Origin of the sequence: Marinimicrobium koreense, from assembly GCF_003762925.1 — a bacterium.
Lineage (GTDB): Bacteria > Pseudomonadota > Gammaproteobacteria > Pseudomonadales > Cellvibrionaceae > Marinimicrobium > Marinimicrobium koreense.
Genome location: NZ_RJUK01000001.1, coordinates 721,606 through 744,173, shown reverse-complemented (window position 1 = coordinate 744,173; position 22,568 = coordinate 721,606). Strand labels below are relative to the sequence as shown.

Sequence of the window (22,568 nt, the reverse complement as noted above, 5' to 3'; positions counted from 1 at the left end):
GCCTTTGGCTTATCCGCCCTACGGGAAGTGCGGTATTAGCCTCCAACACCGAGGCGTTCGCCGCGGTAAGTGCCGTCTTGAACTTTTTGCCACCAGGGTTTGTTGTCCAGGTACCATTGGACGGTTTTGCGGAGGCCGGTTTCGAAGGTTTCTTGTGGCGTCCAGCCCAGCTCTTTTTCGATTTTGCTGGCGTCGATGGCGTAGCGATGGTCGTGGCCCGGGCGGTCGGTGACGAAGGTGATCAGGTCACGGTAGTTGGCGTCCTGCGGTACCACTTCCTGGAGCAGGTCGCAGATGGTTTTTACGACTTCCAGGTTGGCCTTTTCGTTGTGGCCACCGATATTGTAGGTTTCACCCAGATTACCCTTCTGGGCCACCAGAATCAGGGCGCGGGCGTGGTCTTCCACGTAGAGCCAGTCCCGGATCTGTTGGCCGTCGCCGTACACCGGCAGCGGCTTGCCCGCCAGAGCGTTGAGGATCATCAGTGGGATGAGTTTTTCCGGGAAGTGGTACGGGCCGTAGTTGTTACTGCAGTTGGTGATGACCACCGGCAGGCCGAAAGTGCGCCCCCAAGCGCGGACGAGGTGGTCCGAGCTCGCCTTGCTGGCGCTGTAGGGGCTGCTCGGGGCATAGGGAGTAGTTTCGGTAAACAGGTCGTCCGTGCCTTCCAGGTCGCCATAGACTTCGTCGGTGGAGATATGATGGAAGCGGAAGCCTTCGGCTTTGGAGGCATCGCTGGTTTTCAGGCTGCTCCAGTATTTACGGGCCGCTTCCAGCAGCGTGTAGGTGCCGACGATGTTGGTCTGGATAAAGTCCGCCGGGCCGTCGATGGAGCGGTCTACGTGGCTTTCAGCAGCCAGATGCATAATGATATCTGGCTGTGTGTCCGCCAATATGCGGTCCATCTGCTCGGCATTGGTGATGTCCGCCTGCTCAAACTGGTAGCGCGGGCTGTCCGCCACGCTGGTCAGCGAGTCCAGGTTACCGGCGTAGGTGAGCTTGTCCAGATTGATGACAGTGTGCTCGCTGTTATTGATCAGCTCTCGTACCACGGCTGAGCCGATAAAGCCTGCGCCGCCAGTGACCAGAATCGTTTTACTCATGCTTACCACTTTCCTCTTTCTTGCTGGCTTCTGACGATTCGTCTTCCAGGAGCAGTTCCTGAATCAGTTCAATTTGAGCCTCGGCTTTGCCGAGCTCTTCTTCCAGTATTTTTTGCCGGGCCTGAATGTCGTTGTTGGTGTCATTCAGCTGCCGGTTTTTGATTTTGAGCTCGCTGATTTCCTGGTTTTTGGCATCCAATATTCGGTTTTTGGCTTGCAGCTCTTTTTTCAGTTCTTCTATTTGCGTCGCCAGGTCGCCCGATTTGGGGCTGGGCGAGTGTTGGTCCGGCAGCCCGTTCGACGGGGAGCCGGACGAGTCGAAGTCGAGGTTTAAGGGTTTATCCAGCGGCATTTCGGCTCCTGCATCCTTTCATGGTTTAAGGGTTAATAGTCAGGCGTTGTGCGGTGGGCGCGCCAAACTCAACGGCGGGCTGGCATTCAAGGCCGCGAGTGTTGAGCAGTGCCTGCCATTGATCGATCAGCTCTGCGTGCTTGTCCACATCGTTTACGACTACATCCAGGGTATGCGCCGAAAGGTATTGAAGCAGTTGCGGTAAAGCGGCGACCCGGTCCGGCTGTTGTTCTTCCGCGCTCTCGTTGAGCAGGACAAAGATTCTGGCCTGGCGATTTTCAAACAGATTAGCCAGTTGCTGCAGGCGGTTTGCACAATCATAGTACAGGTACTCCGTGCCCTGATGCTGGTAGGGAACCAGGGGGGCAAAATGAAGATTGACGACCGGTGCCAAGCCGCTTTGCTTCAGCGTGCTCTGCAGGTGATTGAACCGGGCGCGACTGTGCTCAAAGCAGACGATACGCTTGGGGAGATCTTCATCGCTGGGGTCGATATAGTGGGCTACATCGGTATTGGCGGATGCCTTGCTTCCACCCTCCTGAGGGCGACTGCGCAGTGTGTGCGCCAGAAAGGAGGTGGTGACACCGCTGCCCATTTCGATAACGACGTCGTATGGCTGGGACTTCAGCAAACGTGATAACTGAAGCGCCACGGTGGACGGCAGTCGTTTGCCCTGCTCTTCCAGGCCAATCATCTGCGAGCCGTACTGTTGCTGGAGCTGGATACCGGCTTCCAGCTCTTTGGCGGTGGTTTTGGCAGTCACGCTGACGTGACGACCCAACGCATTGGCGGCTTGTTCAAGCTGCAGGCTTTGCTGCTCAAACAGATACTCCATGCGTTGCAGCAGTTTATCGGACTGCTGCTGTGCGGCGTGCTGGGCCTTGAGCTGCTGTTCCAAGGCCTGGACTCTGTTGGCCAGGTCTGTGGCCTTCTGTTCGGCAGTTACCTGAGCCTTTTGGGCGCGATCGAGCTGCTCTTCTTGGGTGTTGATCGTTTTTTCGTGCTGCTGGAGGCGCTCTGTGAGATTGCTTTGCTTGGCGCTCGTCTCATTCAGTTTTTGTTCTTGTTGCTTTATTTGGGTGGCGCGCTCTTCCAACTCAACTTTCAGGCTTTTGACGCGGTCTTTTTTCTGCCTCAGTTCGTCTTCGAGTTGCCTGGCAGTGTCTTCCGCCTGGGACAGACGGTCATCCTGCGATTTAATTGTAGAGTCCCGCGCAGCCAGTTCTTCCTTAAGGCCTTTTAGCTCGTTCTCCTTGGCAGAGAGCTGTTGTTGAGTAGTCTCGATACGTTGCTTGTACTCTCCATTACCCCTCTCTGCCTGAGATAATTGCTCATCCAGCGACCTAATCTTCGATTCGCGAGCAGTTAACTCTTCCGCAAGCCCACTTAGCTCAACTTCTTTTGCGGAGAGCTGTTGCCGAATAGCTTCGGTTTGGGCCTGTTTTTCATTTAGTGCCGCTTCCAGCGCTTTGATCTTGTGGGCGCGGGCGTCGAACGTCAGGTGCCACTGGGGCCAATCGAGGTTCGAGCGGTCTTCTTCCGCCACTTCAAAGCCGCTTCCCTTGAGGGCGTTAAGTACGGCAGGCGCCGCACTGCCCGAGGTGTAGTGCGGCTCGTCAGAGGAGGTAACCGCCAACTGGCTGATACGCTCCAGCAGGCTCTCCGCCGCCAGGGCCTCGATAATAGCCTGCTCGGCTCCCGGCGCCTGAATCACCAGCAGGTTAGGTTCGTCAGCCGGGAGCGTATCCGCAACCAGCGCAGCGGGGTGACGGACCTCAACAGAGTGCTGGACAATGCTTCTCAGCCCCGGGAACAGCTTGTAGAGCCCGTCGGGCTTGTACAGGCTGGCCGCTTCCGGAATGTTGTATTCAGTCAGCAAGTTACGCTGAGGGTCGTCGGATACAGCGACTTCAAGGACCTCAACGCGTGCATCGTCCGCCGTCCGCCGACGCAGGCTTTCGGCCAACTTGGGGTTTGGCTCGACCAGCAGGATTCGTTTGGCGTTGGAGTTCAGGTATTCGGGCAATTCATTGGCGTTGCCGGCACCCATATGGAGGATGGTGCTCAGGATATGAGGGAACTTGGGCATAAATAGCGATTATCCGGGTATTCGTCATAGGCCGAGCAGCCGGGAGCTACTCGGTTGAATTCAACGTTTTGCGGAAATTTCCAGGCATTTTCGCGCAATTTATCGACTTTTCGCCAAAACTACCCTGTAGCGGCCGGTTCATTTACAAGATTTTACAGTTTTGAGCCCGGATACGCTACCGCCCTACCTTGTCATGACGGCATCACCAGAGGGTTGAATTGAGTGCCCATCCCGGGCGCATTGTTCACAGGATGAACGGATGGTAGAGACTGGACGGTCATTTTGCAATTATTGGGGATAATTTATGTTCCGGTTACGCTGCCCAGTCAGAGGGCTGTGGGTATTCAGGCACTCTTTATTACAAGAACGGCACGCCGCCAGGCAAGATATCGGTGTCTGAGTGCGCGATGGTCAACATAAACGACTATTGATTTCCGTTAGAGTGCGTCCGCTCTCAATAGGCAGGGAAAGCGCAGCGGCAAACGATACGCCCCTGCTTCAGAACTCAAAATCTATTGGCTAGATATTTTTTATAGCAAATAACTATATTTTATGCTTACCAGGCGGCTCGATTCACATTGTCACTCACACGACTTTATGTACCTATCGTCCGGACTTAGCGTGAAGTCCACACCAAAACGAGAGAAAGGTGAGTCCGTGGAATACTCTTGGTCAAACAGGCCGCAACCCGATGCCTTCCTTTGACTCTGACAGCGCCGAAAAGATGACTGGATTACTACAACTGTATCCGATAAGATTTCGCCGTTTTTTACCGACCTCCGCAACATGGCTTCCACACAGATGCTTCGTAGCGAGACAAGTTGTGCGGGCTGGTGAACCCCAGGACCCTGCCTAAAGAATACAGTCAGGCTGACATCAACAACGACAAGGAATAGATAGTTTATGCCCAAACACCCTTTTTTCGCGACACTGGCCCTGATGGCGACCAGCACGGCAGCCTCTGGTTATCAACTGGAGATTGCGGGCCACTTTCAACAAAAAGAACTCGACGAGAACCGGGACGCCAATAGTTTAGTCCTTGAGGGTACGTACTACTTCAGTCCAGTTCAGATCAAACATCACGTTCTGGGTGAAGCCGCGTTTCTGGAGCGTGCAAACAGTATCCATATCGATTTAGATCGAACCGAATACAAACAACCCAGCTACACCGTATACTTCGAAGATACCAATTCGGACCCGAACGAATTTAATTATTCGTACTCGGAAACTTTCCCGGGCACCACTGTCAGCGACACCAAGTTGAGTCTCAAGGGAGAGTGGTACTTGGCTGGAGAGTTTCTCTATTTAGGACTGGGACTGGACCGGTACGGACAGGATTTTCCGAACAGACCTGATAACGATATCCAATGGAATGCTTCTCTGGGCATAACACCTGCTGAGGGACTGTTAATTTCCACTGATTTTTATGAGGATCAGGAGCTGGATAACGACTGGAATGTTGGCGTCAAGTATGTGACTGACAGGCTGGGGCCAACGTTCGCCATCAGCGCGAACATTCGCCACCTACAGCGGGAAGAGTATCTAACCTTTGGCGTAAACTACTACGTTGACCGGACCTTGAGCATTGGCGTTGAAGCTCAAGAGAACTGGCTCAATACCACAGACTTGGAGGTTAGAGCCAGAAAGTTTCTGACTGACAGCTGGAGCATCTCTGCTCACTATTTCAAAACGGACTCAGCGGAATGGTACGGCGGTAATGCCACCGAGTTCAGCATTGGCGCCAGCCATCGATTCTAAGGCCCGCAGGCCTCTTTGATTCTGGGCACCGCATAGGTGCCCTACCCGCCGGACTTGTCATGTCCATATGTCTTAGTCGGCTTACGGTATGGTGAATTGACCGAGGGTGGTATCGGTTTTCAGAGCACAGGTTTCCAACCTCTCCCCCAGGCACTCAACGCTGTCGGGCATCAGGTCACCAGGCAAGTACTCGGACTTTTCGAGCATCACGCTTTTTTTCCAGTCAATCAGTACCAGACGGGTACCGGGGTACTTGCTGAACTTCACGGCACGGCTTGTGCCCAGCATATGGTCGGAGGTTACTCCGGTCAGGTCTGGAATACTCAGCCTGTATTCGTCTGGAAGATTGAGGGTGGCAAGCAGGCTCATCTCTTGATCATAAACTTCCGCATGAAAACCGGTCGGGATATCGGTTTGCCAAACGATCCACTCCGGGTCCCCGTCTCCGGTAACGTCTTGCTGGACGGTTTTTATTGTGCTGTTGTCGATTGGCAGGTCGGGCTGCGCCTCAACGAACGCACTGGCATGAAGCTGGGGTTCTCGATCGAGAGAAAATTCCAGCATTGCTCCGGTAACATTATTTGTGATTACAGCGCCACTGGTATCGTTCAGCTGTAGCAGTGGGATGGTGGAGTAATGTTCCCCGGGCACGGGAATTGACCGGGTATGCTGGTAAGTGTTGTCGGCCTGGCGGGTGTAAATGTGAACCTCAGCCTCCAGGCCCTCGGTTCTGAACGCGAGCTCCACGCCACTCTGGTCATTTAGTTGCAGGAATGCGGGGATAAGGAGGTAGCTGGGCGCATCCAGTAGCCCCTGGTGCAAAACAACCCGGAGCTCGGCCGCAAATTCGCCTGTTTCACCATCGTATTGGTTTAATACGATTTCGCCGGTTTCGGTATTCTGTAGGTCGATGTTCAACAGGTCCGACCGCCCGTCACCCTCAACGTCGGCCATCCAGTATTGTCCTTGTGGAAGTGGTTGCTCTCGACCATCGGAGAACCGCACGGCCGGCCCATAGTGTCGCATGGAGTATGGCAGCAATATGGCCGTCTCCCCGCTGGCGTCTATTTGATAGCGCTGATGCTCTGACGTTATGTGAGGGTTGGTCACGGGGTATCGACTACCGTCGTGAAGCTGGTAGCTGAACCAGCCGGTTTCATCCCCACCTCTTTGTTCCAGGGTAATCGACGGATTGGGGCCCGGAAACAAGTAGGCTTCGGCAATGAGCATGCCGTTCACGTCCGTGCCCGGGAAAGCGACGTCCCGCTCGAGCTGATAGTGGTCGGTAGACAGCGCGATATAGCGGTCCTCATATATCAGCATCACTTCCGGCTCGCCATCGTTGTCGATGTCGGCCAACCCCATATCGAGCAGCCCCGTCTGGGAAAACTCCCTGGTTTCCAAATGGGTGTAGCGCGCCCCGGTTTCGGTCAGCTCCAGCACGGCGAAGGTATTCCCCCATGGATAAAGGGTATCGGGTGCGCCATTACCATTCAGGTCTCCCCATACTTTGGGCCATCGTTTCGGGTCGGTGATGTTGCTGGTGGCGGTGATGGAGGCTTCCTGGCTCCTGAGGTGCAATGCAACACCTGCATGGGTTGAGCGGCGATTGGTAGTTTCCACACCCAAGCCGATAATGCCACCGCCCGTGAAGCGTTTCGTTGGGGTTCCGGTAATTTGCCCTTGATCATCAATCACAATGCCGTTGGGCGCATAGGTCAGTTGGAAGGTGAAAGGGCCCTCGGTGTCCGGGTTGAGGGGCTGGAGCTGTGCCTGCACACCCTCCCCCGCTCTACCACCGGACAGTTGCTGGTGGGCCAGCTCGGGGTAGTACGGCAGCACGTCCAGGTCGTAGTGTGTGGTGGTTGTGCTGTAGGCATCACGAATCGTTAGCCCGAGGCTGTGGATACCCTGACAAAGTGGGCGTAGGCGCAGGGTGATGGTCTCTTGAGGACTGAAGTAGTCGGGCGGGCAGCCGTCCGGGTGGTCGCGAAGCGTCCATTCGTAAAGGAGCAGATCTTGCTCGGTATCCTCGGCGTTGGCGACGACATCAGCCATCACTCTTTTCTCCGGTTGCGAGGGACCGGTGAATTGAACTGATGGCGGCGCGTTGCCCATGGTGTTCCGGAAGAAAACCGTCGACTCCGGTACGCGGGTATGACCTTGTGCCCTCTCCAGGGGAGACTGTATGCGGTAGTCGATATCGTACTCGTTGCTTTCGCTCAGATAAGTGATATCCAGTACTGTGTGAAGCTGACCATTTTTGAGGGTAAAGGCCGCTTCATTGGCCCAGGTGTAAAAATCAAAGCGCCCCTTGCCCGGACTTCCGACAGTGCCGTACGAGTTTCCAGGCTGTATTCTGATGTAGTGGGCGTGATAGATCTCGTCGAGGCGTAGGTCGAACACGGCGAAGTTGTCGGCCCTGATTTCGACGCTGTTGATGTTGACTTGCCCATTGTAGATGACGTGGTGCTCGCCCTGCTTCAGGTTGAGGTCCCGATACGTGATCTCCACACCCGACAGATTGTCGCGAAAGTCGTAATCGCTTTCGGTGATGATCTGGCCGTGGATTTCAAGGCCCTGAGGGGTCAGGCAGTCGGTGTAGGTGAGGATCAGGTAATCGTCGGTCAGGTGTTCGAACGCGGTCTGCTCTGCGGCACCCGTCTGGCACTCGGTACCGCTAAAGGCAAATCGCGCCAGGCTGTGTTCGCTGGCTTCAAGCAGCATCGGAGGCCGATGCGCGAAGTGGTCTCTGCCCGCGGCATACACGGCTTCCAGGGTATGCAGTGTGGCGAGCATGCGTGGGTAAATGTGCGGCAGCTCGATGGGCGGATAGACTTCGGCGGGAACATCATGGTCGGGCCGAGAATGCTTGGGCTGGAAGTCCTGAAGCGATGCCAGCGCGGTGACTTCAGCGGGCAAGTGGCTGAGATCCGGCGGTGCTGGTGGTAATGCTGGCGTTTCCGGCTGTGCTTCTGGAGGCTGCGGGCCAACGCCATCACTGCCTCCGCCACCCCCGCAGCCGACGAGAATGAGCAGCAAAACGAACAGGGAGCTGGGGATTAGTTTGTCCATGGCGCGCTCTGGCGATTTATTGTCGTTGTTATGGCTGAGTCCGTCGGAACTACTTGATGGCCGCCTTATGGTCGATAATACCCTTTTTGGTTTGGCTCGGCCAGATGTTCAAGAGTGCGGTTTCGTGGTGCCCTACGAGATCCAGTTCTCGGGATCAGAGGGGTCAGAGTCGTTTGATTGAGGACGTAAGCCGACAGTCGCCTCTTGTGGCGTTCTATACAGCGTTGACAACCCGGCGCCGACGGAATACTGTTTGGATATACAGACCAAAAAGCCAGGGAGTGCTCATGCCTGCCAGCCACGACCAAAATTTCAAAAATCTAATATTGGACTACCCTCGACAAGCTTTGGAGCTGTTCGCTCCTGAGGAGCATGCGGCATTGGGACCGGGCGTTAAAGTCGTGCCCATAAGGCAGGAGCAGCTCAAAGAACGGCTTGGTGACCGATTTCGGGAGTTGGATGTGCCACTGCTGGTCGAGTGGCCAGACGGGAGGCAAGAAGCGCTTCTGTTTGTGCTGGAAGAGGAGTCGAGCCCTGGCCGGTTTTCCATCGGGCGTCTTGCGCATTACTGCCTGGATCTCGCAGAGCTGTATGATACGGACCGAGTGGTGCCGGTGGTCATTTTCCTGAATAAGGCCGGCCGAATTCCTGAGCGGTTGCGGCTGGGGAGCGATCAGCACACTTATCTGAGCTTCAGGTACGTCAAATGTGAGTTAAGCGCCCTGCCCTATGAGCTCTGGCAGGATAGCGACAACATTGTGGCTCGATTGAACTTGCCGAATATGCGCTGGCCTAAGGCTTCAAAGGTTGAAATATATGCCAAAGCCATTCAGGGACTGCTGTCTTTGGAGCCAGACTGGAACCGACGCCGCAAGTACGTGGACTTTGTCGACATTTATACTGACCTGACGGATAATGAACGTCAGCACTATGAGCAAGAATATCAACGGGAGAACGACGAAATGGCCGGATTTGCTGAGCGTTTTACCAATATTGGGCTTGAGAGAGGTCTTGAGAAAGGCCGAGAAGAAGGTCGAGAGGAAGGTCGCCGCCAAGAGGCTGTCACTATGTTAACCCGATTCCTCACTAAACGCTTCGGGCCTCTGGACGATGTGACACAGGAACGCGTGAATAACGCCTCCATCGAGCAACTCGAAGCCTGGAGTGACCGTGTGTTGGATGCCGAGACGCTAGCCGAGGTATTTGAATAGCAGGTTCATTTATCGTACCCGGTTCTCAATTACTCGTTTTCACGAGTAGGCATTCACGCATCCTGCAATTTCACCGCTTGCCTTACCCGGGCTCGTCTTGTTCATGGTGGTTCTGGCGGCTTACGTCTGCGGCCTGAGCAGACCAGCGAGCCTGTTGGCACACAGTTTCCGCACAAAACCTTACACACCCCTACATTTTCCTTGGCTACGCTACCCGAGCACCTGTGTTCACTCACTACTATAGGGAAGTGCCCATGACTCGTACATTACTGCTCGCCATCAGCCTATCCCTGGCCGCCTGCTCCGGCGATGACCATCCTTCACCGGAGAACCCTCGACAAACGCTTTCAATTCCGGAAACCACCTTCTCCGGGGAGTACTCGGCCGAGGATTTCGATCTCGCCCAACCTGTAGACTATTGGGAGATTCGTCTGGGCGCGATTCCCGGGCTGGGTAGCGATGAATTTGAGCGGTTGATGACCTTTGATGCGTCAACCTATGAGGCTCTGGATGATACTCAGAAAGCCATTCTTGAGGAGACCACGGTTCTTGATACCGGTTTTGGTGCTCAGTGTCGACCCTTGTACTGCCCGGTTTATGCGGTATTTTTAACCGGTTTTGATGCGGCCGTTATTGATTCCGACGCGCTGTTATTGGAATTTTTCGGCGATATTGATACCGAGGCGGAGCTGTTGGTGTATTTAACCTACGCACAGAACTATAAAGAGCAGGTGAGGCCGCTGGCATTTGAGGCCAACACGGAGGGCTACCGGGTTCATGTGGCGTGGGATTCCTTGTGCCTGGTTCGCGGAGAGAATCTGATTCAGGTCTCGCCCGACGGGACGATCGAGACGCTGGAAGAGTTGAGTCAGGAGGAAACGGGGGTTTGTGTGTAGGTTTCTGGTCTGGAGGAAGTTGTCGGCTTACGGCCTTCGGCCTAAGCCGACCTACTGTGGGTAGTGGCGGCTCGGTACTTTCTCGTAGGTCGGCTTAGGCCGCAGGCCGTAAGCCGACTCACTGATTGCTGGGCAGAAGGACGTTGAAGTGGTGATGACGAGAATCGCCCAGCGCGTGGTACTTTTCCTTCAGAGCCTGTCTTGCGTCCCGGTCGCCATGGACAAGGCGGATGGTGCAGGGCCATTGCTTCATTCGTTTTACAAAATGCACCAGGTCATTCTGATCCGCGTGGGCGGAGTAGCCGCCGATGGTGGTGACACCCGCCCGGATGGTGCGGCGCTCGCCGTCGAGTTCGACCCAGCCGTGGCTGGGGCCGTATTGCTGAATGGCGCGACCGGGGGTGCCCTGAGCCTGGTAGCCGACGAACAGGACTTGATGGCGTTCATCTTCGAGCATGGCTTTGAGGTAATTCACCACCCTGCCCCCGGCGGCCATGCCGCTCGCCGCCAGGACGATGGCCGGGCGGCCGGTCTTGGCGAGGTAGTCCACGGTCTGCAGGTGTTCTTCGTGGCTGTTGACGGTGTAGAGGTTGTCAAAGCTCAGTGGGTGCCGACCGGCCTTGAGCCGTTTCTGGGCTTCGGCGTCCCAGAAGGGTTTAAGCTCCCGATACACCTGGGTGAATTTGGCGGCCAGGGGTGAGTCGACGATGATTTCCATCTTTTGCCAGGTTTCCCCGCCCCGGTAGATCAGGTCTTCCAGTTCATACAGCAGCTCCTGGGTCCGGCCGATGCTGAAGGCGGGGATGATCACGGTGCCGTCGTTTTTCAGGGCGTGCTCGATGGCGGCTTTGAGTTTGAGGCGCCGGTCCTTTCGGCTTTCGTGGGTGCGGTTACCGTAGGTGCTTTCGATGATCAGAGTGTCGGCTTTGTAGGGTGATTTGGGCGCGGGCAACAGCGGCGCATAGGGTGCGCCCAGGTCTCCGGAGAAGACAGTGCGGTGGCTTTGCCCGGTGGTTTTGTTGAGCAGGTCCACTTCAACGTAGGCGGAGCCGAGGATGTGGCCGGCGCGCTGGAGTTTGATGCGGATTTTTCGTTGGTCGTCGTCCAGAATGGTGTGCCATTGCCGGTATGGCAGCGGTTTGAGCTGCTGGCTGACGGTGTCGAGGAATTGGTTGATCAGCCGCGCGTCCCGGGTGAAGCCGATTTTGAGGGCGTCTTCGATGACCAGTGGGAGCAGTTTGGCGGAGGGCTCTGAGCAGTAGATGGGGCCTTTGAATCCGGCGGCCATGAGGTATGGCAGTCTTCCGATGTGGTCGATATGGACGTGGGTGACGATCAGGGCGAAGACGGCGCTGAGGTCGAAGTGGATCTGGTGTTGTTCGAGGCTGTCGAGGTGGTCGGCGTCCTGGCCCTGGAAGAGGCCACAGTCTACGAGTACGGCGTGGTCGGGGCTGGCGATGTAGCGGTGGCAGCTGCCGGTGACGCCATCGGCGCCGCCGTGGTGTTGGAATTTTGGGTAGTCCATTGGTGTTTTCCCGTTCTCTTCGTAGAACTCCCAGGGCGTGACGGGGAGACCCTTTCAAGACACGCCGTACATACGGTCCTACGCGCTCCTGGCGCTTACGGACACTTCCCACATCCCTGTGGGGCGTCCACGTAGGCTCGGATCGCGGGTCCCCCGCTCTACGGTCTTGAAAGGGTCTCCCCGTCACGCCCCTCCGTGGTAAACATTTTGCTCAGTAGCTATAACACACATTCTAGCCATATAAGACAAGGGCCAGCGCGGGGCGCTGGCCCTTGATAGTGACGGTCTGATGCCTGACGCGACGGACCGTGCGTTTGCTCGTCCTGAGCTGTGCAGGCGGGCTGCACTTCCTGGTTCCCCTACCTCTTGAGCTGCTTCCTGTGACGTCTTGTCAGTGCTCGTCCTGTTGGCATCCTGCCTGAGGTTCCTTTGCCGTTCCTGGCGGGGTGTTTCTCCTTTCGCTTCCCTGTGATGTGTATTCTCCACGGATACCGGGGTGTGGGAAATACGAGATTGTGGGTGGGTTTTGTAGGAGATTGACTACAAAGGTGGGGTTGTGTGAATTCGGTCACGCTTGTGGGGGTTGAATTAATGCGAGCGGGTGTTTTGTCAGGTGGTGACGGCGGATGCGGCCAGGCTTGGTGACGGCGGATGCGCTTCGCTTATCCGCCCCACGCAGACCACGGCAGTTGGCGTTGGGCGGATCGGTCCGACGCCTCGGAGCCGAAGGCGCATCCGCCGTAACCTCAACCAAACGCACTATGCTGCATGATCTTTCAGCAATGGCCAAGCACCCTGTTTCGAGGCCTCCAAAACAACCACTTCCACAATAGTTCCATCTTCAGCGTAACTGATGTGAGTATTCCAATCCTGAGAGGTTTCTCTTGAAATTTCTTTATCTGAGAGGTGCAACACCAAAATGTCGTCTACTTCATCATAAGTTGTTCGCATTGCCTTCCTCCCATTCAAAGTGATGCATGACGGTTTTTACCACAAGCTGCTCTTCCAGAACAACTGCCGCGCAAAGCAGATTATCCTGCCTGCCAGGTACCTCAAGGGCTGTCCAAAACCGCTTTTCATCCTTATAACGAACCTCTCCAGACTCAAGGAGTTCGATCAAAAGCTCTTCAGTTATATGCCGCTGAGCCATTCTAGTGTAGGCGTGCCGACTTATTTGGACTTGGGCATTAAAGCGGTGGCAAAACATTCCGTTTTTTACTCCCGACTGTCTCTCTAATCCATATAAGACAAGGGCCAGCGCGAGGCGCTGGCCCTTGATAGTGACGGTCTGATGCCTGACGCGACGGACCGTGCGTTTGCTCGTCCTGAGCTGTGCAGGCGGGCTGCACGTCCTGATTCCCCTACCTCTTGAGCTGCTTCCTGTGACGTCTTGTCAGTGCTCGTCCTATTGGCGTCCTGCCTGAGGTTCCTTTGCCGTTCCTGGCGGGGTGTGTTTCCTTTCGCTTCCCTGTGATGTGTATTGTCCATGGGGCAGATGGCGCGGGAAATAGGAGATTGTGGGTGGGTTTTGTAGGAGATTGACTACAAAGCTGGGAGGGTGTGATTTGGGTCACGTTTTCAGGGTCAATCAACGGCTGTGAGTGTTTGGCCGAATGGTAACGGCGGATGCGCTTCGCTCCGATGCGTCGGACCGATCCGCCCTACGCCGCCTGCCGTGCTACCCGTAGGGCGGATAAGCGAAGCGCATCCGCCGAAACCATGCCTACGCACGGGAGCCCCGTAGGTCGGTTTAGGCCAAACGCCGTAAACCGACAATGTAACTCGGGGGTTGGCGTCGGCTTACGGCCCTTGGCCTAAGCCGACCTACTGGACTACGGGAAGCCGGGCGTGAAACTGCGACATTAAATGTTTTACATTGAGTTGTTTGTTGGGTAATCTGGGTGTTTTCTGATCACTGATGGATGGGTTATGGGTGGTAAAAAGCTCTCTGCGGATGACTTGAACCGGCTGCGTAAGCAGGCGGTGCGGCTGCGGATTGAGCAGAAAACCTATAAGGAAATCAGTGAGTTAACGGGGTTAACTCGACCGACTATTACGGACGCTTACAAGCGGTTTGTGGCCGGGGGTTGGGCGGCGGTGGAGACTAAGGCTCGGGGGCGTCGGGGGCGCGAAGCGTCTAATACCCGTGAATACGCGACGACGAGTGCAACCCAATTGCGAGCGGCAGATGCAGAGGGTGTGACAACGGCGGATGCGCACTCTGTGCTTATCCGCCCTACACCAGCCGCGCCGAGCTTTGAGGGTGAGCTTTGGAGTCTTCGGGCTGTGAGCGGGTTTCTGGAGACTCGGGGGATTGAGGTTACTGGGCGGAGTGCCGGGCGGTATATGGAGCGGTGGGGGTTGAACGTCGCTGATGGGCCTTCCCGTGAGGTGCTGGATCAGGTGTTTGCCGAACGTGCGGAGGAGCCTGGGCGACGGAAGGTGCTTACCGGGGGTGTTCGCTCTATCAATGGTGAGTTTGAGGGTGAGCCGCTGCGCGGCTATCAGCTCTTTGCCCGGGACGGTCGAGGCCAGTTATTGTGGTCGGCCTTCCCTACCCCGCCTCGTGCGGACGATATCGCCGCGTTTCTTGAACGCCTGGAACAAACCCTGGGCGACGAGGCGGTTCTGGTGTTTCAGTCGGTGGATTTAAGCCGGCATGAGCTGCTGCGACCTTGGTTGGCCGGCGACAAACCGATTCAGCTTTTGACGATACCCCACTGGCCAACCGATCCCCAGACGCCCTCCCCAACCGTAGGGTGGCATAAGGCCGACGGCCGTCATCCACCATTGAATAGTCCCAACCCGTCACACCCAAAGGCCAAACAATCACAACCCGATGCCGACCCCTCGGCATTGCGCAATCCACAGAAGAGGAATCCTATGGCACTCACACACCTCCAGCGGCTGGAAGCCGAGAGCATTCAGATTATGCGCGAAGTGGTCGCGGAAACGGAGAATCCGGTGATGCTGTACTCCATCGGTAAAGACAGTGCCGTGATGCTGCACCTGGCGATGAAGGCCTTCGCGCCGTCCGTTCCGCCCTTCCCTCTGCTGCACGTGGATACCACCTGGAAGTTTCAGGAGATGTATAAGTTCCGCGCGCGCATGGCGAAGGAAACCGGCATGAAGCTGATTGTCCACGTCAATGAAGAAGGCCGCGCCCAGGGCATCAACCCCTTTACGCATGGCTCGGCCATTCATACCGACATCATGAAAACCGAGGCGCTCAAGCAGGCGTTGACCAAGTACGGGTTCGATGCGGCTTTTGGGGGCGCGCGTCGGGATGAGGAGAAGTCCCGTGCGAAGGAGCGGATTTTTTCCTTCCGTACCGCCAACCACCGGTGGGACCCGAAGAACCAGCGCCCGGAAATCTGGAAGCTGTACAACGCCAGAAAACACCCGAAAGAGTCCATTCGTGTGTTCCCGCTGTCGAACTGGACGGAGTTGGATATCTGGCAGTACATCCACCTGGAGCAGATTCCGATTGTGCCTTTGTATTACTCCGCCGAGCGCCCGGTGGTGGAGCGCGACGGTACGCTGATCATGGTGGACGATGACCGGATGCCGTTGAATCCCGGCGAGGTGCCGATGATGAAGAAGGTGCGTTTCCGGACCTTGGGTTGTTATCCGTTGACCGGCGCGGTTGAGTCCGAGGCGGATACTCTGCCGGATATTATTCAGGAGATGTTGTTGACCCGCACTTCGGAGCGCCAGGGGCGGATGATTGACCATGATTCTTCCGCGTCGATGGAGAAGAAGAAGCAGGAAGGGTATTTTTGAGCAATATTTGGGTTGGGTTTTGGCGAGAGTGGTGTGTCATCACGTCCGGTCCGGGAAGGGAAACCCCTTTCAAGACACGCCGTAAACCCATCCCTGGGGGCTCGCCTCGCGGACTCCCGCCGCTTACGGTCTTGAAAGGGGTTTCCCTTCCCGGACCTCAGCACCCAAATTTGCGTAGGGCGGATAAGGGCGCAGCCCGCATCCGCCGATGCCAAAAGAGATTCACAGGATAAGATTATGAGCCACCAATCGGAATTGATTGCAGAAGACATTAATGAATATCTGGAGCAGCACGAGCACAAGAGCCTGTTGCGCTTTATTACCTGCGGTAGCGTAGACGATGGCAAGAGCACCCTCATTGGGCGCTTGCTGTTTGAATCCAAAATGCTGTTTGAAGACCAGCTCGCCGCCGTGGAAGCGGATTCGGCCCGTTGGGGTACCCAAGGTGAGGAGATGGACTTTGCCCTGCTGGTGGATGGACTGGCCGCCGAACGCGAGCAAGGCATTACCATCGACGTGGCCTACCGGTTTTTCTCCACCGACCGTCGTAAGTTCATTGTTGCCGATACTCCGGGGCATGAGCAGTACACCCGCAATATGGTGACCGGCGCCTCCACCGCCGATGCGGCGATTCTGATGGTCGATGCCCGCAAGGGCATCCTGACCCAGACCAAGCGCCACAGTTATCTCGCCGCACTGATCGGCATTCGCCACGTGGTGGTGGCGATCAACAAGATGGACCTGATGGATTATTCGGAAAAAACGTTTAATCGCATCGTTGAGGAATATCGTGAGTTCGCCAAGCAGATCGGCCTGGAGAACATCACCTTTATTCCGATGTCCGCGCTCCGGGGCGACAATATCATTGAGCGCAGCGAGCGCATGCCCTGGTATCGGGGTACAACTTTGATGGGTTACCTCGAAACGGTCGAGGTGGATGATGAACTGATGCAGGAATCGCCCTTCCGCATGGCGGTGCAGTGGGTGAACCGACCCAATCTGGATTTTCGGGGCTTCTCCGGGCAGCTCGCCAGCGGGGTCATTCACCCGGGCGATAAAATACGCACCCTGCCCTCCGGTCGAGAAAGTTACGTGGAGCGCATTTACACGCTCGACGGTGATCTGGACAAAGCCGTCGCTGGGCAGTCCGTGACCCTGACCCTGACTGACGAGATCGATATCTCCCGGGGTGACCTGCTCTGTGCCTCAGACACACCGGCTTCCGTCGCCAATCAGTTCGAGGTGACCATCGTCTGGATGAATGACGACCCGATGCTGCCGGGCCGCACCTACCTGATGAAGATCGGCGCCAAAACCGTGTCGGCCACTATCACCGACATCAAGTATCAGGTAAATGTGAACACCCTGGAGCACACTGCGGCCAAAAACCTGGCGCTGAACGGCATCGGGGTGTGCACCATCAATCTGGACCAGGACATCGCCTTTGATGCCTATAAAGACAACCACGATACCGGTGGTTTTATTCTTATTGACCGCCTGACTTACAACACCATGGGCGCAGGCATGATCCACTTCTCCCTGCGCCGCAGCCAGAACATTACCGTTCAGCACGTGGATGTGAACAAGCAGGCGCGTCAGCAGTTGAAGAACCAGAAGCCCTGCGTCCTGTGGTTGACCGGTTTGTCCGGCGCGGGCAAATCCACCATTGCCAACCTGGTGGAGAAGAAGCTGTATGCGCGGGGGCATCACACCTACCTTCTGGACGGCGATAACGTGCGTCACGGTCTGAACAAGGACCTGGGCTTTACCGACGCGGACCGGGTGGAGAACATCCGCCGGATTGCGGAAGTGGCCAAGCTGATGGTGGACGCGGGGCTGATTGTGATTACCGCGTTTATTTCGCCCTTCCGCTCGGAGCGGGATATGGCTCGCAACCTGTTGGAAGCCAATGAGTTTGTGGAGGTGTATGTGGATACGCCTCTGGAAGTGGCTGAGCAGCGGGATGTGAAAGGCTTGTATCGCAAGGCGCGCAAGGGTGAATTGAAGAACTTTACCGGGATCGATTCGCCTTATGAGCCGCCGGTGAATCCGGAGTGTGTGTTGAATACCACGGATATTTCCGCCGATGAGGCCGCCGAGCGGGTGATTCAGTTTATGGCGGATCGGGGGTATTTGACGTAGGGAGAAGGTTGCGTAGGGCGGATAAGGGCGCAGCCCGCATCCGCCGTTACCACGCGTGACGTGTATTTACGGCGGATGCGCTTCGCTTATCCGCCCTACTTCTTGGCACTATCCAATGTACGGGTTATGGCGGCGACGGCGCCGCCGATGTCGGCGAATTCGGCGGGGAGTATCATGGTGTTGTTTTCTTTCGCCAACTTGCCGAACTCACGTACGTACTGTTCCGCTACACGTAAGTTCACCGCATCCTTGCCGCCTTCCAGGTTGATGGCTTCCGCGACGCGGCGAATACCTTCGGCGGTGGCGGTGGCGATCATTTCGATTTCCCGCGCTTTACCTTCGGCTTCGTTGATCTGGCGCAGCTTTTCGGCTTCGGACAGGTTGATGGTTTCCTGCTTCTGCCCTTCGGATACGTTGATTTTTGCCTGACGCTCGCCTTCGGATTCGGCGACGGTGGCGCGGCGTTCACGCTCGGCCCGCATTTGCTTTTCCAGCGCATCTAGAATGGTGGCGGGCAGTTCGATGTCGGCAATTTCGTAGCGCATGACTTTCACGCCCCAGGGTTTGGCCGCTTCGTCCAGCGCCTGCACTACCTGGACGTTGATCGACTCTCGCTCTTCAAAAGTTTTATCCAGATCGATTTTACCCACCACAGAACGCAGGGTAGTTTGCGCCAGCTGGATGCCGGCGTAGCGGTAGTCGCTGATGCCGTAGCTGGCAAGTTTCGGGTCGATGACCTGCAGGTAGATGACGCCGTTGACGACGACCTGAATGTTGTCTTTGGTTACGCAGGCCTGGCTGGGGACGTCGATGGCTTCTTCTTTCAGTGTGTGTTGGTAGGACACTTTGTCGATGAAGGGGATCAGGATGTGGAAGCCGGCTTCGAGGGTTTTGGCGTATTTGCCGAGGCGCTCGACGATGAAGGCGGATCGCTGCGGGACGATGCGGACGGTTTTGACGAGGGTGATGATGACCAGCGCGACGATGGCCAGCATGATGATTGTGGGGATATCAAGTTCCATTGGTGGTTCTCCGGGTTAAGGTAATGAATTATGCAGTTCCATCAGATTGCAGAGTCGCGTCACGCACGGTTACGGCGGATGCGCGCCGTCGGCGCTTATCCGCCCTACGCGAGTTGCCGTGGTATGTGTAGGGCGGATAAGCGAAGCGCATCCGCCGTAACCCGACTCGACGCATCCGCCGTTACGGTTTGGTGGCACTAACAACCAAAATAATGCCTTTGTGTTCGCTGACCCACGCGGAGTCGCCCATTTTCAGGGAGTCGGGAGATTCGGCGTCCCATTTGGCGCCGTTGAGCTGCACGGTGCCGGTGCCGTCGGTGAAGTCGGTCAGGACTTTGACTCGGGAGCCGATGACGCCGGCGTCGTCCATATCTTTGGCGGAGGGGTCGGCTTCGGTGCCGCGTAGCCAGCGGTGGAAGTGCTTTCGCAGGGCGAACAGGGCCACGAGGCTGAACACGGCGAAGACGGCCAGTTGGGCGGCCAGGGTGTCGATGATGCCCAGTAGTGTGAGCACGCCTACCAGTAGCGCGCCTATGCCGAAGAAGGCGGCGATCAGTCCGGGAATGAAGAGTTCGGAGAGCAGTAGGGCGATGCCCAGCAATAGCCAGAATGCGTAGGTGGTGATCAGCATAGTAACGTCCGTGCGGTTGTTATTGGTTCAGGCAGCCATAGTACCATCCACCGCCGTGCACGGCACCCATTGCTCTCGCGTGGGTCGGATTACGCGCTGTGCGCTAATCCGACCTACTGAGGGCGTGGGTGGGGACTTCTATTTGTTGGGGCTGGTTGAGGAGGTTGAGTAGCAGGACCACCCGCTCCTCTCCTTTGGTGGCGTGCACCACCGCTTCCAGTTCGCGGAAGGCGCCCTTGGTGATCACCACCCGGTCTCCTGCCCTGAATAGAGGTTCTGGTTCGGCGCCATTTAGCAGCGCGCAGTGTTGCCGGAGGCCTTCGATGATATCGTCGGGTACCGGTTTGGGCACGCCATTGAAGGTCACCACCTGGGCGACGCCGCGCGTGGAGCGGATGACGCCCCAGTTGCTCTCGTCGTCCAGACGAATGAACAGGTAGTGCGGGAATAACGGCTCGGTAACGAGCCGGTATTTGTCGCGGTGTTTGCGTTTGACCCGGTGCGACGGAAGAAAGCACTCAAAGCCCTGGTTGGCGAGGTGCTCCTCGGCCCGAAACGCGTGCCGCGGTTTGCATTGCACCAGGTACCATTGGGGTTGGGTCATAACATCTTCATCGGGCACGTTCTGCGAGCCGGGTTGTTGGCAATCGTTTGGCGAATCCGCAGAATTTGGTTTCGGCGGATGCGTCGGGTTGGGTTACGGCGGATGCATGACGTTTGGTTACGGCGGATGCGCTTCGCTTATCCGCCCTACACAAGCTGCCGAGCCATCCGTAGGGCGGATAAGGGCAAAGCCCGCATCCGCCGTTGCCAGCCTTTACGATGGCCGGCCCACGGAGTAGTACGTAAACCCTTTTTTGACCATCCGCTTGGGATCAAACAGGTTCCGGCCGTCGAACACCAACGGCTGAGCCAGTTGTTGTTTGATGAGGTCGAAATCCGGGGCGCGGAAGGCCTGCCATTCGGTGACGATCACCAGGGCGTCGGCGCCCTTGAGGGTGCTTTCCTTGGTGCCGCACAGGCTCAGGTCGTCACGGGTGCCGTAGATACGCTGGGTTTCTTCCATCGCTTCCGGATCATAAGCCTGCACCGTCGCGCCGGCGGCCCAGAGGGCTTCCATCAGCACCCGGGCCGGGGCTTCGCGCATGTCGTCGGTGTTGGGCTTGAACGACAGGCCCCAGACGGCGAAGGTTTTGCCCTTCAGGTCGCCGCCGTAGTGTTTGTTGATTTTCTGGAACAGGGTGGTTTTCTGTTCGTTGTTACGCGCTTCTACCGACTTGAGTACTTTGGCGTCAAAGTTGATGTCGTCCGCGGTGCGAATCAGGGCCTGGACGTCTTTCGGGAAGCAGGAGCCACCGTAGCCCACGCCGGGGTAGATAAACTGGTAGCCAATGCGCGGGTCGCTGCCGATGCCCTGGCGCACGGCTTCGATATCCGCACCCAGCAATTCGGCCAGGTTGGCAATTTCGTTGATAAAGCTGATTTTGGTGGCCAGCATGCAGTTGGCGGCGTACTTGGTCAGCTCGGCGCTGCGCACGTCCATGATCATGACTTTGTCATGGTTACGGTTGAACGGCGCGTACAGCTCGCGCATGACTTCCTCGGCGTAGTCGTCATCGGTGCCGATGATAATGCGGTCCGGCTTCATGCAGTCGGCCACGGCGGAGCCTTCTTTCAGGAATTCGGGGTTGGACACCACGGCGAACTCGAGGTCGGTGCGGCCGCGCTTTTCCAGGGTTTCCGCGACTTTGGCTTTTACCTTGTCGGCAGTGCCCACGGGCACGGTGGACTTGTCGATAATGACCTGGCGCTTTTCCATGTGGGTGGCAATGGTCTCGGCCACGGCCAGCACGTATTTGAGGTCGGCGGAGCCGTCTTCGTCCGGCGGAGTACCTACAGCGATGAATTGCAGGTCACCGTGTTTAACGGCCTCGGCCGCGTCAGTGGTGAAATGCAGGCGGCCAGCGGCGTAGTTTTCGGTCACCAGCGGCTCCAGGCCGGGTTCGTAAATCGGGATTTCACCGTTTTTAAGGCGCTCGACCTTTTTGGCGTCTACATCAACACAGACCACGTCATGGCCGACTTCGGAGAGGATGGCGCCTTGCACCAGACCGACGTAGCCGGTGCCAAATACGGTAACTTTCATGCGGGTAAGGTCCCTTTCATAAAGAGAGTGGATTTCGTTGGGGCGTATGATAACGGGGTTGGGTGGGTATTTCTATGTGTGGGTTTGGTAGCGGCGGATGCGGCGGGGTTTGGTAGCGGCGGATGCGGCCTTTGGCCTTATCCGCCCTACGCAGGTTTATACCGCTGCGCTAGGCCGTAGGGCGGATAAGGCCAAAGGCCGCATCCGCCGCTCCCACTACTGATACCGCGCAGACAGTGCCTGATAGAGGTCATCTTTGAAGCTGGGACTCCCCGCATCCAGTTCCCGCACGACTTCCACCAGGTGCTCATTATCTTCCCGGCCATCCTGCCAGTGCTTGCGGTAGCTGCCATCCTTGTACCCGTGGTCCTGGCGAAAGAAGTTGAGGACGTTCTTACCGACATAGCCCCGATAGAGGTCTTCAAAGCTCATATCGACACCCGCCATCAGGCGGCCGAATTTGCCGATGTGGAACTGGCGGTCGGCCAGGGTGGCGCCGGCGAAGGCTTCCAGGTCGAGGCGGAAGTCGGGCTCGTCGGTAGTGACGTCGAGCTGTTGGTCGATATCGGAGGCCAGCGCATCGAGGTCGTCGCTGTTCTGCAGGAGGATGCTGAGGCCGAAGTGCCAGATGTCGATGAGTTCGAGGGCGACCTGGTCGGTATCTGGGGTCTGTTTTTTCCACCATTTCCAGCCGTAGTGTTCGAGCAGCTCCGCGCATTCGATCCAGATGGCGCGGTAGAACTCGAATTGCTGGGAGCGCCATTCCGGGTGGACTTTGGTGTTCATGCTGTCTTGCAGGTCGAGCATGATCATCAGTTGTTGGGTGCGGGGCATC

The 22,568-nt window shown here is 56.8% G+C and carries 17 protein-coding genes and 1 pseudogene; 6 read left to right on the top strand and 12 right to left on the bottom strand.

Features of this window, described 5'->3' with window-relative positions; all coding sequences use genetic code 11:
• Positions 1–35: 35 nt before the first annotated feature.
• The 3 genes from rfbB to EDC38_RS03135 are packed head-to-tail and all read right to left on the bottom strand — an operon-like array spanning position 36 to position 3,544.
• Positions 36–1,103 (bottom strand): dTDP-glucose 4,6-dehydratase, encoded by a 1,068-nt coding sequence (rfbB, locus tag EDC38_RS03145; RefSeq protein WP_123637287.1) that lies wholly within the window; start codon positions 1,101–1,103, stop codon positions 36–38.
• Positions 1,096–1,455: a hypothetical protein gene (locus EDC38_RS03140; protein ID WP_123637286.1), complete on the bottom strand. Its 360-nt coding sequence runs from the start codon at positions 1,453–1,455 to the stop codon at positions 1,096–1,098. The genes rfbB and EDC38_RS03140 overlap by 8 nt, the downstream gene beginning before the upstream one ends.
• 25 nt (positions 1,456–1,480) lie before the next feature.
• Positions 1,481–3,544, bottom strand: a complete 2,064-nt coding sequence (locus EDC38_RS03135) for a hypothetical protein (RefSeq protein WP_123637285.1) — start codon at positions 3,542–3,544, stop codon at positions 1,481–1,483.
• A gap of 903 nt (positions 3,545–4,447) precedes the next feature.
• On the opposite strand from EDC38_RS03135, the gene EDC38_RS03130 reads away from it, so the two are divergent.
• The gene (locus EDC38_RS03130) at positions 4,448–5,302 is read left to right on the top strand and encodes a putative porin (RefSeq protein WP_123637284.1); all 855 of its coding nucleotides are present in this window, start codon (positions 4,448–4,450) and stop codon (positions 5,300–5,302) included.
• 81 nt (positions 5,303–5,383) lie between these two features.
• Here EDC38_RS03130 and EDC38_RS03125 read toward each other — a convergent pair whose 3' ends face one another.
• Complete coding sequence (locus EDC38_RS03125; protein ID WP_123637283.1) at positions 5,384–8,377, bottom strand: hypothetical protein; 2,994 nt, start codon at positions 8,375–8,377, stop codon at positions 5,384–5,386.
• Positions 8,378–8,664: 287 nt separating this feature from the next.
• On the opposite strand from EDC38_RS03125, the gene EDC38_RS03120 reads away from it, so the two are divergent.
• Both EDC38_RS03120 and EDC38_RS03115 read left to right on the top strand, forming a co-directional pair.
• On the top strand, positions 8,665–9,588 hold the full coding sequence (locus EDC38_RS03120) for a DUF4351 domain-containing protein (RefSeq protein ID WP_123637282.1): 924 nt from the start codon (positions 8,665–8,667) through the stop codon (positions 9,586–9,588).
• 254 nt (positions 9,589–9,842) lie between these two features.
• Positions 9,843–10,484 carry a hypothetical protein gene (locus tag EDC38_RS03115; RefSeq protein ID WP_123637281.1) on the top strand — a complete coding sequence of 214 codons (642 nt, stop codon included), beginning with the start codon at positions 9,843–9,845 and terminating at the stop codon, positions 10,482–10,484.
• A 118-nt stretch (positions 10,485–10,602) separates the two neighbouring features.
• Here the strand turns inward: EDC38_RS03115 and EDC38_RS03110 are convergent, their stop codons facing one another.
• From EDC38_RS03110 to EDC38_RS03100, 3 genes are all read right to left on the bottom strand, one after another.
• Positions 10,603–12,009 carry an MBL fold metallo-hydrolase RNA specificity domain-containing protein gene (locus EDC38_RS03110; protein ID WP_123637280.1) on the bottom strand — a complete coding sequence of 469 codons (1,407 nt, stop codon included), beginning with the start codon at positions 12,007–12,009 and terminating at the stop codon, positions 10,603–10,605.
• A 759-nt stretch (positions 12,010–12,768) separates the two neighbouring features.
• Positions 12,769–12,960: a DUF2283 domain-containing protein gene (locus EDC38_RS03105; RefSeq protein ID WP_123637279.1), complete on the bottom strand. Its 192-nt coding sequence runs from the start codon at positions 12,958–12,960 to the stop codon at positions 12,769–12,771.
• A complete protein-coding gene (locus EDC38_RS03100; protein ID WP_123637278.1) occupies positions 12,944–13,216 on the bottom strand; it encodes a DUF4258 domain-containing protein in 273 nt (90 codons plus the stop codon). The genes EDC38_RS03105 and EDC38_RS03100 overlap by 17 nt, the downstream gene beginning before the upstream one ends.
• Positions 13,217–13,938: 722 nt before the next feature.
• Between EDC38_RS03100 and EDC38_RS16710 the strand changes: the two are divergent.
• The 3 genes and pseudogenes from EDC38_RS16710 to cysN all read left to right on the top strand — a co-directional run.
• Positions 13,939–14,130, top strand: a pseudogene (locus tag EDC38_RS16710) (helix-turn-helix domain-containing protein); the annotation flags it as partial.
• A 225-nt stretch (positions 14,131–14,355) separates the two neighbouring features.
• Complete coding sequence (gene cysD, locus EDC38_RS16635) at positions 14,356–15,792, top strand: sulfate adenylyltransferase subunit CysD (RefSeq protein ID WP_281273532.1); 1,437 nt, start codon at positions 14,356–14,358, stop codon at positions 15,790–15,792.
• A 237-nt stretch (positions 15,793–16,029) separates the two neighbouring features.
• Positions 16,030–17,934, top strand: a complete 1,905-nt coding sequence (gene cysN, locus EDC38_RS03090) for a sulfate adenylyltransferase subunit CysN (protein ID WP_123637276.1) — start codon at positions 16,030–16,032, stop codon at positions 17,932–17,934.
• 95 nt (positions 17,935–18,029) lie between these two features.
• On the opposite strand, the gene EDC38_RS03085 is transcribed toward cysN, so the two are convergent.
• From EDC38_RS03085 to EDC38_RS03065, 5 genes are all read right to left on the bottom strand, one after another.
• Entirely contained in the window at positions 18,030–18,956 is a 927-nt protein-coding gene (locus EDC38_RS03085; protein ID WP_123637275.1) for an SPFH domain-containing protein, read from the bottom strand.
• Between the two features lie 181 nt (positions 18,957–19,137).
• A complete protein-coding gene (locus tag EDC38_RS03080) occupies positions 19,138–19,587 on the bottom strand; it encodes an NfeD family protein (protein ID WP_123637274.1) in 450 nt (149 codons plus the stop codon).
• A 103-nt stretch (positions 19,588–19,690) separates the two neighbouring features.
• Positions 19,691–20,191 carry a transcription/translation regulatory transformer protein RfaH gene (gene rfaH, locus EDC38_RS03075; protein WP_123637273.1) on the bottom strand — a complete coding sequence of 167 codons (501 nt, stop codon included), beginning with the start codon at positions 20,189–20,191 and terminating at the stop codon, positions 19,691–19,693.
• Between the two features lie 213 nt (positions 20,192–20,404).
• Positions 20,405–21,733 carry a UDP-glucose dehydrogenase family protein gene (locus tag EDC38_RS03070; protein ID WP_123637272.1) on the bottom strand — a complete coding sequence of 443 codons (1,329 nt, stop codon included), beginning with the start codon at positions 21,731–21,733 and terminating at the stop codon, positions 20,405–20,407.
• 216 nt (positions 21,734–21,949) lie between these two features.
• Positions 21,950–22,567, bottom strand: coding sequence for a dUTP diphosphatase (locus EDC38_RS03065; RefSeq protein WP_211331028.1), 618 nt, complete (start codon positions 22,565–22,567; stop codon positions 21,950–21,952).
• Position 22,568 lies beyond the last annotated feature (1 nt).

What these genes read in the sequence shown, in the direction of transcription:
- rfbB (WP_123637287.1), bottom strand. Translation starts at nt 1,103, where the DNA reads ATGAGTAAAACGATTCTGGTCACTGGCGGCGCAGGCTTTATCGGCTCA.
- EDC38_RS03140 (WP_123637286.1), bottom strand. Translation starts at nt 1,455, where the DNA reads ATGCCGCTGGATAAACCCTTAAACCTCGACTTCGACTCGTCCGGCTCC.
- EDC38_RS03135 (WP_123637285.1), bottom strand. Translation starts at nt 3,544, where the DNA reads ATGCCCAAGTTCCCTCATATCCTGAGCACCATCCTCCATATGGGTGCC.
- EDC38_RS03130 (WP_123637284.1), top strand. Translation starts at nt 4,448, where the DNA reads ATGCCCAAACACCCTTTTTTCGCGACACTGGCCCTGATGGCGACCAGC.
- EDC38_RS03125 (WP_123637283.1), bottom strand. Translation starts at nt 8,377, where the DNA reads ATGGACAAACTAATCCCCAGCTCCCTGTTCGTTTTGCTGCTCATTCTC.
- EDC38_RS03120 (WP_123637282.1), top strand. Translation starts at nt 8,665, where the DNA reads ATGCCTGCCAGCCACGACCAAAATTTCAAAAATCTAATATTGGACTAC.
- EDC38_RS03115 (WP_123637281.1), top strand. Translation starts at nt 9,843, where the DNA reads ATGACTCGTACATTACTGCTCGCCATCAGCCTATCCCTGGCCGCCTGC.
- EDC38_RS03110 (WP_123637280.1), bottom strand. Translation starts at nt 12,009, where the DNA reads ATGGACTACCCAAAATTCCAACACCACGGCGGCGCCGATGGCGTCACC.
- EDC38_RS03105 (WP_123637279.1), bottom strand. Translation starts at nt 12,960, where the DNA reads ATGCGAACAACTTATGATGAAGTAGACGACATTTTGGTGTTGCACCTC.
- EDC38_RS03100 (WP_123637278.1), bottom strand. Translation starts at nt 13,216, where the DNA reads ATGTTTTGCCACCGCTTTAATGCCCAAGTCCAAATAAGTCGGCACGCC.
- cysD (WP_281273532.1), top strand. Translation starts at nt 14,356, where the DNA reads ATGGAGCGGTGGGGGTTGAACGTCGCTGATGGGCCTTCCCGTGAGGTG.
- cysN (WP_123637276.1), top strand. Translation starts at nt 16,030, where the DNA reads ATGAGCCACCAATCGGAATTGATTGCAGAAGACATTAATGAATATCTG.
- EDC38_RS03085 (WP_123637275.1), bottom strand. Translation starts at nt 18,956, where the DNA reads ATGGAACTTGATATCCCCACAATCATCATGCTGGCCATCGTCGCGCTG.
- EDC38_RS03080 (WP_123637274.1), bottom strand. Translation starts at nt 19,587, where the DNA reads ATGCTGATCACCACCTACGCATTCTGGCTATTGCTGGGCATCGCCCTA.
- rfaH (WP_123637273.1), bottom strand. Translation starts at nt 20,191, where the DNA reads ATGACCCAACCCCAATGGTACCTGGTGCAATGCAAACCGCGGCACGCG.
- EDC38_RS03070 (WP_123637272.1), bottom strand. Translation starts at nt 21,733, where the DNA reads ATGAAAGTTACCGTATTTGGCACCGGCTACGTCGGTCTGGTGCAAGGC.
- EDC38_RS03065 (WP_211331028.1), bottom strand. Translation starts at nt 22,567, where the DNA reads ATGCCCCGCACCCAACAACTGATGATCATGCTCGACCTGCAAGACAGC.